Genomic DNA, 15435 nt, shown 5'->3' with positions numbered 1-15435 from the left:
CAGAACTCATTGCCCTCCGGGTCGGCGAGGACCGTCCACGGGACATCACCCTGACCCACGTCGACAGGCGTCGCGCCCAGAGCCTTCAGCCGAGCCACTTCCGCCGCCTGGTCGTCACCGGCGTACGGCCGGAGGTCGAAATGGACGCGGTTCCACACCGTCTTCGTGCCGGGCGTGCGGAGGAACTCGAGGTACGGGCCGACCCCCTTGGCGGAGCGCAGCACCGCGCGATCGTCGGTCACCTCGTGCAGGGTCCAGTCCATCGCCTCGCCCCAGAACCGGGCCATGGCCCGCGGGTCCACGCTGTCGACCACCACCGCGGCCACCGGCCCGGTGTCCCGGTAGATCTCCCGAGGCTCCAGCACGCAGAACTCGTTGCCCTCCGGGTCGGCGAGGACCGTCCACGGGACATCACCCTGACCTACGTCGACAGGCGTCGCGCCCAGATCCTTGAGGCGCGCGACCAACTCCGCCTGGTGAGTCTCGGAGGTGGTGGCAAGGTCGACGTGCACGCGGTTCTTCACCGTCTTGGGGTCCGGGACACGCAGGACGTCGACGTAGAGGACGGAGGGGTCGGGGTAGGTGAGGCCCTCCGGTTCGATGTTGGTCACGCCGGGTGCCTCGACGGAGGTACCCCAGCCGAGCGCCTCCGCCCAGAACCGGCCGAGCGCCGCGTCGTCCTGGGCCTTCATCGTGATCTGCACAAGTCGCGTTGCCATGCCGTCGATCCTAGTCACGGGGGCTGCGTCACCAGTGACCCTGGCCGCCCAACCCGGCCAGGTGCTCCAGCGAGTTGGACAGATGCTCAGGGCCGAACGGCGGGAACTGGATGTGCTCCCGGACGGACTGCGGCACCGCCGACCAGTCGTAGGTGAGCGTGACCTCGGTCTCGGACGGGCCGAGTGGCGCAAGGTCGTAACGCCAGAACCAGCCGCCGAACTCCAGTCGGCCGTCCTCCTTCTCCGACCCCGTCAGCCAGCTGATGGTGCGCGGCGGGTCGAGGGCCTGGACCTTGTTGGCCACCTGGTAGTCACCCTTCGGGTGGTTGGGGTGGTACATGTCCATCCGGAAGATCTGCCCCACTTCGGTGAGCGGCGCCCGGTCGACGGACTCCTGGACCCAGCCGGTGCCGTCGATCGCAGAATGGGTCGTCGGGTCCGCCAGTACCGCGAACACCTCGGCGGCGGGTGCTGCGACGGTCAGGGTGGCACTCACGTACTCCTGGTCCACGGTGTGCACGCTCCTTGTCATCTCGTCGGAGGCCTCCCGCGGGTGCGGGTTCCCCTGTGCAGACGACGCGGCGGGGCGGAACTCATCGGTTGCGTGAGCGGTATCCGCTGCCGTGCCACCAGTTGACCGTCAGGCGAAGGTGAAGGTCGTTCTTCGCGGGGTCGTCGTACAGGGACAGCGTGGAGACCGGTACGTCCCGGACGGAGACGGGGTAGTAGATACGCATGCTCCGGTACTTGGCCATACCGCTCTTTTTCTACGTGGTCCGGCGGCTGGAGGGGGTCTTCGCCACGGTGGCGACCTCGCCGTGAATGCGCGGGACGAGGACATGGAGGTCTGGGTCAGCTCGACGGCGTACACGTCGGCAGAGGGCGCGGGCGGCGCAGCAGGACGCAGGCGCAGCACGCCGCTGTTGCCGCGAGGGCGACGCAGGCGAGGAAGGCGGCCGGTGGCCCGAGGCTGGTCATTCGCGGTCACGCGGGAAGCCGCGGCCGACAAGGCCACAGCCCCCCGAAGCGCCGCCGATCTGGAACGAGGCGGTGCTCAAGCCGGATGCCACACCGGAGCCGCTTCCCCACACCAGCCCTGGACGGCCTGGCGCAGTGCGATGGAAGAGGCGAGGGGGGCGGGTCCGGTCGCCCGGGATCCGGCGCGGTGTTGCGCACGCTGTGGACCCGGCGCGGTCGACTCCCACGAACCCGTACCAACACCCAACTCCCCCTAATACACTGCGTGTTCAGTCGACTTCAAGCCGTATCGTCGGGGGGCACGGGTGGAGATCCGCATCATCGCGCCGGGAGCGGCGCGCGATGACGATCTGCGGGAGCTGCGCCGCAGACTGACCGATGTCGAGGAACTCCGGGGCGAGATCCGCAGCGTGGCCGCCGAGCCGCCGCCCGGCTCGCTCGGCACCGCCCTCGAAGCCCTGGTCGTCAACGTCCTGGCCACCAGCACCGTCACCGCCCTCGCCACAGTGGTGGTGGCATGGATCCGGCACCGCACCTCCGACACCACCGTCACACTGCGCCGCCCGGACGGCACGGAGGTCGAGGTGACGGCCGAGCGGGTGCGGCGCCTCGACGCCGCCGCCGTGCGCACGGTCGTCGCCGAACTCTCCCGCGCCGCCGAGGAACCAGGAGGGAACCCCGATGGCGGGGGACCGCCGCCCGGCGAGTGACGGCACGCCCCGCTGGAGCGACATTCCCGGCGCCCGAGTGCTGCTGCTGGGCACCGGCCGCCACGCGCCGGGCTCCGCGCTTCCCGACGTACCGGCCGTCGCCGCCACCCTCTCCGATCTCGCTCAGGCCTACGGAGAACGCTGCGGCATCCCCGCGACGGCGGTGCACGTCGCGCTGGACCCGGCGACGCCCCTGGACATGGGCGACGCCGTCGCGGCCGCAGCCGAGCGCGCCGTCGGCCTGCTCGTGGTCCACTACGTCGGCCACGGCCTGCTGAGCGACGAAGGCGCCCTCCACCTCGCGGCCCGCTCGACCGACCCGGGCCCCACCCGGCTGCACCACACTGCCCTGCCCTACGCCACCGTGCGGCACTACCTCCAGCAGTACCTGAACGCGGGACCGCGCCGGCGCCTCGTGGTCCTCCTCGACTGCTGCTTCTCCGGCCGGGCGACGGCAGGCCTGAACGGCATGGACGAGATCATGCCGCTGGCCGGGATCTCCGGCGCGTACGTCCTCGCGTCGGCCGGACGCGACGAACTCGCCCTTGCCCTCGAAGGCGAGCGGCACACGGCCTTCAGCGGCGCTCTCCTGCACCTGCTGACCGACGGCGACCCGGACGGTCCGGCCGAGTTCACCCTCGACCACGTCTTCCGCCGCCTCCAGCAGACGTTGCCCGCCGCCGGTTTCCCGCGCCCTCGGCACCTCAGCGAAGGCCGTACGGGCGAACTCGTCGTCGCAGCCAACCCCGCCTACCGGCCCGTCCCGGTGAACCAGCCCACCCTGGGCAGCAGTTCACCGGGCGCCGCGCGTGCCCTCGACTCGGACCTGTGCCCCTACAAGGGGCTTGCCGCTTTCGAGACGGCGGACTCCCCGTGGTTCTTCGGCCGGGAGACGCTCACCCGGACCCTCGTCGACGCCCTGGCGCGCAGCCATGACGACGGCCGCATGCTGGCCGTGCTCGGCGCCTCCGGTTCGGGGAAGTCGTCGCTGCTGCGCGCCGGGCTGCTGCCCGCCGTCGGCCGGGGCGAGCTGGGCATCGCCCGCTCCGCCACCTGGCCGCGGCTCCCGCTCACCCCGACCGCCGACCCACTGGCCGCGCTCGCCGAGGCCCTGGCCCGGCCCACCGGAGTCCCCGCCGCGCGCCTGGCCACGACGCTGGCCGACGATCCGCTCCGCCTGCCCGCCGAACTGCGCCGCCAGGGCTGTCGTACGCCGGTGGTCATCGTCGTCGACCAGTTCGAGGAGGTCTTCACCCTCAGCAAGAGCGCCGAGGCCAGCGACGCCTTCATACGGGCACTGCACGCCGCGGCCCACGGCGATGAGCACGGACCGGCCGCCCTTGTCGTCCTGGGCGTGCGCGCCGACTTCTACGCGGAGTGCATGGCCGTCCCCGAACTCGTACCCGCCCTGCGCGAACACCCCGTCGTCGTCGGGCCCATGTCCACCGCGGAGCTCCGCGACGCGGTGGAGAAACCCGCCGCGCGGGCCGGAATCACCCTCGAATCCGGACTGGTCGACGTACTCCTCAGCGACCTGGGCGCCTCGCCCCTGCCCCATGACCACGGCCACGGCCACGGCCACGGCCACTACGACGCGGGACGGCTGCCCCTGCTGTCCCACGCCCTCAAAACCGCATGGCAGCAGCGCACCGACGCCGCCCTCACCATCACCGGATACAAGAACACCGGGCGGATCCACGGCGCCCTCGCCGCCACCGCCGAGCTCGCGATGTCCCGCCTGGACCAGTCGGGCCGTGCCGCCGCCCGCGGCCTCCTGCTCCGCCTCGTCCACATCGGCGAGGGCACCGAGGCGACCAAGCGCCGGGCCACCCGCGCCGAACTGTTCGCGGAGGTCCCCGACACCGAGCGGGCCGCCGCCGTCCTCACGGCCTTCACCATGGAGGACACCCGGCTCATCACGGTGGAGCGGGACGGCGTGGAGATCATCCACGAGACGCTGCTGCACGCCTGGCCCCAACTGCACGGCTGGATCGACGAGAACAGGGCCAGGCTCCGCACGGAACAACAGCTCACGGAAGCGGCCCACGCCTGGGAGCGGGCGAGCCGCGATCCGACCCTGCTCTACGCCGGAAGCCGTCTCACCCGCGCCGAGGCCTGGGCCGCCGACGAGGCGGCGGACAGCGGCAACCCGCTGGCCATGGAGTTCGTACGGGCCAGTGGGCAACGGCGACGCGCTGCCGCCCGGCGGCGCCGGACCGCCCTCGCGGTGCTGCTCTGCGCGCTCGTGGCGGTCGCCGCCACGCTCGGCATCCTCTTCGACAACGCCGCCCAGCAGCGCCAGCAGGCCCGGACCCAGCACCGCACCGCCACCGCGAGGGGCCTGGTGTTCCAGGCCGAGTCGCTGCGCGACACCGCCCCGGACACCGCCCTGCGCCTGGGCATCGCGGCCCAGCGGCTGGGCCCCGGCGACGACGCCCGCGCCAGCCTCATGACGAGCCTGCTCCGCCGCCACGAGCCCGACCTCCTGACCGGGCACACCGGCCGCGTCAAGGCCGTCGCCTGCAGCGATGACGGCCGCACCGTGGCCACTGCGGGCACCGACCGCACCACTCTGTTGTGGGACACCACGAACCGCACACGCCCCCGCCGTGTCGCCCGCCTGACCGGCCATCACGCGCCGGTCCGCGCCGTCGCCTTCGCGCCCGGCGGCGCCCTTCTCGCCACCGGCGGCGAGGACCGCACGATCATCCTCTGGGACGTGTCCCGAGTCTCCCGGCCGCGCCGCCTCGCCTCCCTGACCGGCGCGACCAGCACCGTCGAAACCCTTGCCGTCAGCCCCGACCGGCGCAGCCTGCTCACCGGCGGCGCCGGCCGCTCCGCCATCCTGTGGGACATCGCGGACCCCGACCGCCCGCGCAGGCTGGCCACGCTGGAGGGCGGCACCTATCGGCAGGTCCACGGCGTCGCGTTCACCCCCGATGGCCGCACCGCCGTGGTGGACGGTGCGGGCGAGTCCCCGTACATCTGGGATGTACGCGACCGCAACCGCCCTCGCAAGCTCGGCTTCGCTCCCGGACGGGGCGCCGAGGAGGTCTACGCGGTGGCCATCGCGCCCAACGGCCGCACCCTCGCCGTCGCCTACAGCGGCAACGAGGTCGTCCTGTGGGACATCCGCCAGCTCACGACCACCGACAACCAGCGTCAGCTGTCCGTGGTCCGCGTCCACACCCGTCCCGTGCACGGCCTGGCCTTCAGCCCGGACGGGCGCACGCTCGCGACCGCGTCCACCGACCGCACCGCCCGGCTCTGGAGCGTCACCGACCCGGCCAACCCCCGGCAGCTCGCCGTGCTCAACGGGCACACCGGCCCGGTCAACGCGGTCGCCTTCACCTCCGACGGCCGCACCGTCATCACCGGCAGCGACGACCGCACGGTCGCCCTCTGGGACGCCGCCGAGCGCGTGCTGCCCCATCCCACATCCGCTCTTGCCGCCCGCGGGATCCCGGTCCTCGGCCTCGCGCTCACGCCCGACGACCACGCCCTGACGGCCACCACGGACAGCTCCGGCAAGCGCGTCACCCTGTGGGAGCTCACCGATCCGGGCCGACGCCGCCGCCTCGCCTCCTTCCCCGCCCACCGTCCCGAGACGGCCGTCTTCACCCAGGACGGCCGCCGGATGGCCCTGCTCAGCCACGAATCCACCAAAGTACGGCTTTACGACCTCAGCGACCCGACCCGCCCGCACCACGCCTCGACCCTCACCAGCCGCAACGGCTGGATCGTCTCGGCCGCCTTCAGCCCCGACGGCCGCAGGCTGGCCACCAGCACCACAGGGTCCGTCGACCGCGACGGCAACACTTACAGCGACGACGCCGTCATGAGCCTGTGGGACATCACCCGCCCCACCCGTCCGCGCCACACCACGGACCTCCCCGGCGGGCTGGACCAGTACGTCGTCTTCAGCCCCGACGGGCGCACCCTGGTCTCCGCGGACTCAGGTGGTCCGGCCGTCCTGTGGGACATCCGCACCCCGGCGAAGCCCCGGCGCCGGGCCGAGATCGGTGGGGCCGACAACAGCTTCGCGAGCAATCCCGCCGCGGCCTTCACCCCCGACGGAAAGATCATGGCCCTGGCCCGTGGCGACCGGCAGGCCACGGTCCTCTACGACGTCTCCCGCCCGCACCGCCCCCGACAGCTGGCAAGCCTCGCGGGCCACTCCGACTCCCCCCAGACCCTGGCCTTCGGCGCCCGTGGCCGCCTGCTCGCCACCGCCGCCGACGACGGAACCATGATCCTGTGGGACATCACCGTCCCCACCAACCCGCGACAGCTCACCACCGTGACCGGACCGTCCGGCAACCCCTTCGACCGCCTGGCCCTGTCCCCGGCTTCCGGAACGCTCGCCACCCTCGACTACGAGTACGGCCGCCAAAAGGGCGGGCTCCTCTGGGACGTAACGGAAATCATCCAGTCGGTCACCGACCCCAGCACCCGCGCCTGCGGCTTCGTGCACCGCGGGCTCAACCGGGACGAGTGGCAACGAGCCACGGAGGGCCTGCCCTACCAGGTCACCTGTCCCGGCTGATCCTTGATCCCGCGAGCAGCCGCCGGGGGCGTGGTGTTCCACGAGCCGGGTCAGCCGGTCCCCCAAGTCCCTTCTCTGATCGGCGAGTTGCCCGGCCCGGCGGACCAGCGCGTTCATCGCGAGTTGATCGGTTGTCGACCGGTGGCCGACCTACTGGGAGTCGATGTTCCGTTCCGTTCGTGTTCTTGGAGGACATGGTGCTCAGGCGAATAGTTGTGGTGGCGGCCGGTGTCGCGGCGGTCTTGGCGGTGGGCGTCGCGGGTGCGGTGGCCCACACGGGGTCGGCTCCGCGCGCCGGGGTGGAAGCCGCGGGCCCGGTGACCCCCAAGGGGTGCTCCAGCTCTCCCTTGGGCTGCACATGACAGGTCGCGGTCGCCCCCCTCAGCCGGGGCTCGGCCGCTGTCGTCGATCGCCGTGTCTCAGAGCTCTCCGAGGTGGTGCGCGATGTCGTCCGCGTCGGGCAGGCCGAGTTCGTGGAAGACGCTCTGCGCGCGGCGGTAGTGCTCCCGGGCCCGGTCGGTGTCGCCCTGGGCGCGGTGGGCGTGGCCGAGCTGGGCGAGGGCGCGGGCGAGGATGCCCGCGTCGCCGCGCGCCTCGGCGATGTCCCGTGCCCGCGCGGCGTGTTCGGCGGCCTCCGCGGGCCGCCCCGAAAGGTTGTGGGCCTGGGCGATCGCGCCGAGCAGGAGGCCCTCGCGGAAGCGGGAGCCCGTCTCGCGCCACAGGCGCAGGCTCTCGTGCAGGCTGTCGAAGGCCTCGGACGTCCGCCCGGTCCGCAGGCAGACCTGGCCGAGGTTGTGCAGCGCGTTGGCCCGGCCCGCGACGTCCCCGGTCGCCCAGGTGACGGCGACGGCCTCGCGGCAGTGCGCAAGGCCCTCCTCGGCCCGGCCGGTGGCCAGCAGGGCCAGGCCGAGGAAGCCGAGCGCGTACGCCTCGATGCCGCGGCTGGCCAGGGCCCTGCCGTGGGTCAGCGCCTCGTCCAGCAGGGCGTGCGCGGCGGTGAAGTCGCGCAGGGCGAGGGCGCCGCCGCCCCGTGTGATCAGGACGTGGGCGAGCAGCGTCCGGTCCCCGGTCTCCCGGCACAGCTCGATGGCCCGGTCCAGGGAGGGGGCGCCGAGGCGCATGGCGAAGCGGTGCTGCACGGAGCTGCCCAGCATGTACAGGGCGCGTGCTTCCGCGGTGCGGTGACCGGCGGCGCGCGCGGCCTCGGCCAGGGTCCGGGCGGCGCGTTCGATGCCGTAGGGCTGTGCGCCGAGGCGGCCGAGCGGGTCCGCGGCAAGGAGCAGGTCCGCGCAGACGGTCAGCGACAGGGCGGCGTCGCCCGCCGCCTGCTCGATGAGCCCCAGGAGCGACGTCTGCGCGTCGAGCAGCCAGGCGGCGGCCTCCTGCGGGCCCGTGAAGTCCCGGCCCTCGCAGCGCAGCGGGGCTACGTGCCCGGGGAACACGTCGTCGGGCAGCGAGGCCCGATGGGCGCCGAGGGCGGTGGCGAGGCAGAACTCAAGCAGGCGGGTGAGTGCGGCGGTGCGCTCGTGGTCCGGCAGTTCGGCGCGTGCGGTCTGACGTGCGAAGAGCCGGAGCAGGTCGTGGTAGCGGTAGCGGCCGGGGGCGACCGACTCGAGCAGGCTCAGGTCGACCAGTGACTCGCACAGCTCCTCCGCCTCCCGCTCCGGCCGGGCGAGCAGCGCCGCAGCGACGGGCACGCTCAGTTCGGGTATCTCGGGCAGGGCGAGGAGGCGGAAGGCGCGGACGTGCTCGGCGTCGAGGAGTTCCATGCCGAGCCGGAAGGTCGTCTCCACGGCGGTGTCCTCCGTCCTGAACTCGCCGAGGCGGCGCCGCTCGTCCGCGAGGAGCGCGGCGGTCTCCGCGAGTGTGTGGTCGGGCCGGGCGACCAGGCGGGAGGCCACGATGCGGATGGCGAGCGGCAGATGGCCGCAGGCGTCGAGCACCTCGGCGGCGGCCTCAGGCTCGGCGGCCACGCTCTGTTCGCCGATGATCCGGGTCAGCAGCTCCAGGGACTCCGACCGCGCCATGGGCCGCAGGTCCACCAGGGTGGCCCCGGTCAGGCCGACGAGCCGGGAGCGGCTGGTGAGCAGCACCGCGCTGCCGGGGGTGCCGGGCAGCAGGTCGCGCACCTGCGCCGGGTCGCGGGCGTTGTCGAGGACGACGAGCACCTGCCGGGTGGCGAGCAGGGAGCGGTAGAGGGCGGCCCGCTCCCCGGGCAGCGTCGGCAGGTGACCGGCGCGGACGCCGAGGACACGCAGGAAGCGGCCGAGGACCTCCATGGGCTCGGCGGGCCGGGGGTCGGCTCCCCTCAGGTCCACGTAGAGCTGCCCGTCCGGGAAGCGGTGGCGCATGTGCTGGGCCACGCGGACGGCCAGGGCGGTCTTGCCGATGCCGCCCATCCCGCTGACGGCGCTGACGGCGACGATCCGGCCCTTCTGCAGTGCGGCGCACAGCCGGTCGACTTCTTCGTTCCGGCCCGTGAAGTCGGCGGTGTCCTGAGGCAGTTGAGCCGAGCCGTAGGACCGGTCCGGAGCGTGGGGCCCGGCGGCGTCGCCCGCCTGCCGCCCGGATCCGTCGGTGAGGATCCGCTGCTGGAGCCGGTCGAGACCGGGACCCGGGCGGATGCCCAGCTCCTCGGCGAGCGCTCGGCGGACGTGCGCGTGGACCTCCAGTGCGTCCGCCTGCCGTCCGGCGTGGTGCAGCGCGGTCATCAGGAGCTCGTGGACCCGCTCGCGCCACGGGTGTTCGGCGGCGAGGACGCGCAGCGGACCGATGGCGTTGTCGTGCCCGCCCAGCGCGATCTCGGCCTCCCAGCGGGCCTCCACCGCCGCCAGGCGCAGCTCTTCGAGCCGGGTGCGCTGGGCCTCGGCGTACGGGCCGGGCACGCCGGCGAGCGGTCTGCCGCGCCACAGGTCGAGCGCGGAGACGAACAGTGACCGTGCCCGTTCGAGCCGGCCTGCGGCCCGGGCCCGCAGCGCCTCGGCCGTACGGAGCTCGAAGACCGTCAGGTCGACGTCCTCCGGGGCGACGCGCAGGGTGTAGCCGTCGCCCGTCGTCAACAGCGTGCGTGCGGCGGCGCGGGGTGCCCGGTCGGGCTCGAGGAGCCGCCGCAGGGTGAAGACGTGGGTGCGCAACGACCCCGTCGCGCCGGGCGGGGCCTCGTCGCCCCAGACCGCGTCGATCAGTTCCCAGGCGGATACGCGGGTACGCGCCCGTAGCAGCAGAACCGCGAGCACCGCCTGCAGTTGGGGCGCGTTGACGGGCACCGCGGCCGACCCGTCGTGCACGCGGAGGGGGCCGAGAACGGTGAAGCGGCAGGCGGCGGCCCGCTCGGATGCGCCGCCGGAGGGGTGGCCGGAGGAGTGGCCGGGCGAGGCAGTGGGGGGCATGGGACGTCTCCAAATGACGTGCGGACCATGTGGCGTGGGGGCCTTGTGGCTTGGTGTGAGGGCCGTTTGGCGAGTTGGCGAGACGTCACGGGAGAGGGATCACTCTTGACGCCGGTTCCACTGGCGCCGATTCCGCCGTGACGGGTTCGACCTGCGCGGAGAGCGGGCCGCTCTCGTCGGGGGCCCGTGCCGGTTCGAACCCGTCCGGGCGCCGGGGTTCGTCACCGAGCAGGGCCCGGGGCCGGTCACCGAGCAGGGTGAGGAGGTCGTCGGCCTCCGGCATGCCCAGGCGGGCGCAGATCTCGTGTGCGGTGCGCCAGTGCGCCCGGGCGCCGTCGTGGTCCCCGAGCCGGTCGAGGGCGGAGCCGAGCACGGCGAGGGCGTGTGCGCGGCCCCAGTCGTTCCTGACCTCCGCCAGCGTCGCGGCCGCGGTCCGGGCCAGCTGCACGGCCTCCTCGGCACGGCCGGTGGCGAGCCGGTTCTCCGCGAGCCGGAAGAGGGTGAGCCCTTCCCACAGGCGGTTGCGGCGGTCACCGAAGAGGGCCAGCGCCTCGGTGAGGCGCCCGGCGGACTCGGCGGTCCGCCCGGCGGCGTCGAGGACGACGCCCAGTTCGTACAGGGCGAACCCCGTCCGGTGGCCGTCGCTCAGCCCCTGATGGACCGCCAGGGCCTCCTCGGCGTCCGCGACCGCCAGGTCCGTCTCGCCCGCCGCCTGGCGCACCCGGCAGCGCACGCCGAGGACGTTCGCCTCGCCGAACCGGTCGGCGTACGCCTGGAAGACCGCCGACGCCTCGGCGAGAAGGGCGCGGCTCTCGTCGTAACGGCGCAGGTGGTACGAGCAGCGCGCAAGCAGCACCAGGGCGTCGGCCATGACGAGTGCGTCGCCGGCCGCGCGGCTCGCCGCCACCGCCTGGCGGCCGACCGCGACCAGTTCACGCAGGCGGGCGGCGTAGTAGTAGCCGAGGCCGAGGGCCAGGTAGGCGCGGCCCGCGCTGCGCCGGTCGCCCTGGCGGAGCGCCGCGGAGACCACCGCGTGGGCCGCCTGCTCGAACTCGGGGCCGGGGCCCCCGCGTTCCAGGAGTTCCTCCATCATCAGCAGCAGGTCGGCCGCCGGGGCGACGGCCCGGTCAGGGGCCTCGGCCGCTTGGCGCACGGCCGCGAACAGGCACGGTGCCTCGTCGGCCAGCCAGGCGGCGGCGTCCTCGGCCGTGGCGAACGACAGCCCGGGGACCGTCGCGGTCACCCCCAGGCGTTCGGCCCTGCCGAGGGCGCCGGGGTGCGAGGCCCGCACCGTGGACGCCAGGAAGTCCAGGAGGCGGCGCAGACCGGCGGCCTGTCCTTCCGGGGACTCCTCCGCGCTCGCGCGTCCACGCGCGTAGAGGCGCAGCAGGTCGTGGTAGCGGTAGCGGCCGGGAGTAGGGGACTCAAGGAGGCTGGCGTCGACCAGGGACTCGCACAGCGCCTCGGCCTCCGGTTCCGGCAGGCCGAGGACGGCGGCCGCGGCGGCGGACGAGACGTGCGGGCCGTCGGGCAGGGCGAGCAGCCGGAAGGCGCGCTGCTGGTCCGGCCGGAGCTGGGCGTGGCCGAGCGCGAAGGCGGCCTCGACGGTCAGGTCGGCGACGCGCAGTTCCGCCAGGCGGTGCCGCTCGTCGGCGAGCCGGCCGTGCAGCGCGCCGAGCGGCCACGCGGGGCGCGTGGCGAGGCGGGCCGCCACGATCCGTACGGCAAGGGGCAGGTGGCCGCAGGCCGACACGAGGCGGGCGGCGTCGTCCGCCTCGGCGGCGACGCGGTCCCGGCCAAGGACCTTGCCGAGGAGTTCGAGTGCCTCGCTCGGGGTCATGACGTCGAGGTCGACCAGGCGCGCGGACGCCGGCCCGGCGAGCTTGGCGCGGCTGGTGACCAGGACGGCGCAGGAGGGCAGCACGGGCAGGAAGGGCCGGATCTGCTCGGGGCCGTGGGCGTTGTCGAGAAGCACGAGCACGCGGCGCCCGTCGAGGCGAGCGCGGAAGAGCGCGGAGCGTTCCGCCAGGCCCTCGGGAATCACGGCGTCGTCCACGCCAAGGGCCCGCAGGAACGAGCCGAGCACGGCGGCCGGGTCGGCCGGGTGGCCGCCGACGCCCTGGAGGTCCATGTAGAGCTGTCCGTGCGGGAAGGACTCGCGCACCCGGTGCGCGACGTGTACGGCCAGGGCGCTCTTGCCCACCCCGCCGGCTCCGGAGACCGCCACCATGGCGGCGGCCCCGGGGTGGTCGGACGTCAGCAACGCGCACAGGTCCGCCACGAGCGTGGCGCGGCCGGTGAAGTCGGGGAGGTCGCCCGGGAGCTGGGCGGGCAGCGGCGGCGGCGCGGCCGGGTCCGGGAGCCCGGTGCTGCCGGTGGTGTCCGGTGCCGTGAGCAGTGCCCGTGCTTCGGCGAGGTCGCGGCCGGGTTCGAGCCCGAGTTCCTCGCTCAGGAGCAGGCGGGTCTCGTCGTAGACGGCGAGCGCGTCGGCGGTCCGGCCGTCGCGGTGCAGCGCCCGCATCTGGAGGGCGCGCAGCCGCTCCCGGAGGGGGTGGTGCGCGGCCAGGTCGGCGAGCTCCGCGAGAACCGACTGCGGGCCGTCCAGTTCCAGGTCGAGCTGCAGGCGGGATTCGAGGGCCGTCAGGCGCTGGTCGGCGAGCCGGGCGCGGTGCGCGTCCATGGCCGCGCCGGGGATGCCCGGCAGGGGGTCGTCCTGCCAGGGTTCAAGGGCGAGGCGGAGCCGGGCGCGGGCCTCCGCGAGCTGTCCGGCCGCCCGGGCCCGGCCCGCCGAGGCGACGTGGTCCTCGAAGCGGGCGAGGTCCACGGCTTCGCGCGGCACGTGCAGCGCGTAGCCGTCGGGGACGGACACCAGGATTCGGGGGGACTCGCCCGCGGCCCGCTCCGGCTCAAGGAGTTTGCGCAGCCGCGAGGCGTACGTGCGCAGGGCCCCCACGGCGCGAGGTGGCGGGTTCCCGCCCCACAGGGCCTCCACGACGTCGCCCACGGAGGCGGCCCGCTCCTGGCGCAGCAGCAGCACCGCGAGGAACGCCTGTTGCTGCGGGGAGCCGAGCTCCAACTCCCTGTCGCCGCGCCACGCGCGCAGCCGACCGAGCAGCACGAACCGCAGCCCGGTGTCCCCGGTCACCATCTTCCGCCCCACCCCGTTGACGCCTTCAAGCGCGCATGCCGTGCGGTGGGCCGGCCCCGTCTTCCCGCCGGGCGCTCGGCACGTCGTCGTCCCCACGGCGTGCACTGGCCTGAATCGTACCTGGGCAATGCCCTTCAAAACGTCGCCGGGCTGGCGTCGGGACATGACCGCTGTGCAGGTCAGGGGCCAGGCGTGGTCCCTGCACATTTCAGCCAGGCACTGGCACGCCGCTACCAGTGGCGGTCAGCGGCGTCGGCGCCGCTCCAGGCCGATCCGCCCTGGAGGGCGATGCGGCACTGGGGCCTGTGCGGAGCGTGATCACGCTGTGGCTGGACACCGATCGGGGCGCCTGGACGGAGGTGCCGTGCGCTGGGCAGCGGCCGGGCTTCGCCGTCGTCGGACGGCGTATGGAGCAGCGGGCGGTGGAAGTAGTGCGCAGGTTCGGGATCAGTCCGGCGTGCAGGAGCGAGGACTCACCACTGCCAGACGGGCCGGCCAGGACCGGCAAGGGCCTCTCGCGCACCATGACCATCAGCTGCTGGATGAGGTCGTCTCGGCGAAGAAGCAGTCTTGGTCACCTGTTTCGTAGCGCGCAAGCCCCGGATACGGCGCCTGGTCGGCGGTGTTTCGGACCATCACGGTGACGGAATCAAAGGGCGCGCAATCTTCCCGCCGCGCGACCGTGATGCTTCGATACCTGATAGCGGCTGGGCGAAGCCGTGCAGGAGTGACGACGCTCCGAAGGAGGACCGCGTGCCGGGATTCGACTTCGTCATCGTGGGCGCGGGGACGGCCGGCTGTGTGCTGGCGGCGAGGCTGTCGCAGGACGTGAACACTCATGTCCTGCTGATCGAGGCGGGTGACTCAACGGTACTGCCCGCACAGACCTCGCCTCCCGCATGGCCGACCCTGCTCCAGACCCCCGCGAACTGGGGAGACTTCACCGTCGAGCAGTCGGCCACCGGCACATCCATACAACTGCCGCGAGGGCGCGGGCTCGGCGGATCCTCGGCGATCAACGGCATGGTCTTCGCCCGCGGCCACCACTCCGGCTACGACCGGTGGCCCAGCCAGGGCGCCAAGGGCTGGGGCTTCGACGATCTGCTGCCGTACTTCCGGCGCTGTGAGACCGCGGTGGGCCGCGATCCGGCACTGCGCGGAATCGACGGCCCCCTGACCGTGGGACCCGCCAACCCGCCGCATCCGGTCATCGAAGCGTGCCTGGAAGCGGCCGCGGAGACGGGGTATGCCAGGGCCGCCGACATCAGCGGCGGCCTGGAGGAGGGCTTCGGCCTTGCGGACCTCAACATCGTCGACGGCAGGCGGCAGAGCGCCGCCGACGCCTACCTCGCGCCGGCCCTGGAGCGGCCCAACCTGAGCGTCGTGACCAACGCCCTGGTACGGCGGCTGCGCATCAGCGGCGGGCGCTGTGTCGGCGTGGAGTACCGCACCGGCACCGACGAGGTGACCGTCGACTGCACGGGTGAAGTCGTCCTGACTGCCGGTGCCATCGGCTCCGCGCAGCTGCTGCTCCTGTCGGGAGTCGGCCCCAAGGCCCATCTGGCCGACGTGGGTGTCACGACCGTCCTCGACCTGCCGGGCGTCGGCGCCCGGCTCCACGACCATCCGATCGTCAACGTCACGTCGAGCGCGGCCCGCCCGCTGCCGCCACGGCGCAACAACCACGGCGAAGCCATCGGTCTCCTACGCAGCGATCCCGCTGTCGAAGAGCCGGACCTCCAGGTCGTCTTCGTCGACGTGCCTTCCCATCTGCCCTCGCCCAAGGACCCCGAGGACGGCTACACCATCGCTGTCTCCGCGATCCGCCCGTACAGCCGCGGCACGCTGCGGCTGGCCAGCGACGATCCCGGTGCGGCGCCGGTGCTCGATCCGGGTTTCTACACCGACGAGCGTGACCTGGCGGCGGTCGTCGCCGGTATGCGGC

Annotated in this window: 9 protein-coding genes; 3 read left to right on the top strand and 6 right to left on the bottom strand. The window is 73.6% G+C overall.

What is annotated here, in order from left to right:
* The 3 genes from ACFWZ5_RS09130 to ACFWZ5_RS09120 all read right to left on the bottom strand — a co-directional run.
* The coding region (locus ACFWZ5_RS09130; protein WP_384890572.1) for a VOC family protein at window positions 1-719 on the bottom strand (719 nt) is incomplete at its 3' end.
* Window positions 720-747: 28 nt separating this feature from the next.
* Window positions 748-1230: an SRPBCC family protein gene (locus ACFWZ5_RS09125; RefSeq protein WP_384787473.1), complete on the bottom strand. Its 483-nt coding sequence runs from the start codon at window positions 1228-1230 to the stop codon at window positions 748-750.
* 82 nt (window positions 1231-1312) lie between these two features.
* Complete coding sequence (locus ACFWZ5_RS09120) at window positions 1313-1474, bottom strand: hypothetical protein (protein ID WP_384787470.1); 162 nt, start codon at window positions 1472-1474, stop codon at window positions 1313-1315.
* Between the two features lie 528 nt (window positions 1475-2002).
* Between ACFWZ5_RS09120 and ACFWZ5_RS09115 the strand changes: the two genes are divergently transcribed.
* Window positions 2003-2407 (top strand): hypothetical protein, encoded by a 405-nt coding sequence (locus ACFWZ5_RS09115; RefSeq protein ID WP_384787467.1) that lies wholly within the window; start codon window positions 2003-2005, stop codon window positions 2405-2407.
* The gene (locus ACFWZ5_RS09110) at window positions 2379-6953 is read left to right on the top strand and encodes an AAA family ATPase (protein ID WP_384787464.1); all 4575 of its coding nucleotides are present in this window, start codon (window positions 2379-2381) and stop codon (window positions 6951-6953) included. Before ACFWZ5_RS09115 ends, ACFWZ5_RS09110 begins: the two co-directional genes overlap by 29 nt.
* Window positions 6954-7372: 419 nt before the next feature.
* On the opposite strand, the gene ACFWZ5_RS09105 is transcribed toward ACFWZ5_RS09110, so the two are convergent.
* The 3 genes from ACFWZ5_RS09105 to ACFWZ5_RS09095 all read right to left on the bottom strand — a co-directional run bounded on the left by ACFWZ5_RS09105 (window position 7373) and on the right by ACFWZ5_RS09095 (window position 14034).
* Window positions 7373-10342: a BTAD domain-containing putative transcriptional regulator gene (locus ACFWZ5_RS09105; protein ID WP_384787461.1), complete on the bottom strand. Its 2970-nt coding sequence runs from the start codon at window positions 10340-10342 to the stop codon at window positions 7373-7375.
* Between the two features lie 85 nt (window positions 10343-10427).
* Complete coding sequence (locus ACFWZ5_RS09100; protein WP_384787458.1) at window positions 10428-13490, bottom strand: BTAD domain-containing putative transcriptional regulator; 3063 nt, start codon at window positions 13488-13490, stop codon at window positions 10428-10430.
* A gap of 208 nt (window positions 13491-13698) precedes the next feature.
* On the bottom strand, window positions 13699-14034 hold the full coding sequence (locus tag ACFWZ5_RS09095) for a hypothetical protein (RefSeq protein ID WP_384787632.1): 336 nt from the start codon (window positions 14032-14034) through the stop codon (window positions 13699-13701).
* A gap of 209 nt (window positions 14035-14243) precedes the next feature.
* On the opposite strand from ACFWZ5_RS09095, the gene ACFWZ5_RS09090 reads away from it, so the two are divergent.
* On the top strand, window positions 14244-15435 hold a 1192-nt coding region (locus tag ACFWZ5_RS09090), incomplete at its 3' end, for a GMC family oxidoreductase (RefSeq protein WP_384890570.1).

Source organism: Streptomyces sp. NPDC059003, assembly GCF_042740445.1.
GTDB lineage: Bacteria > Actinomycetota > Actinomycetes > Streptomycetales > Streptomycetaceae > Streptomyces.
The sequence above is the reverse complement of the archived record's forward strand: the minus strand, read 5'-3'. Positions and strand labels throughout refer to the sequence as shown.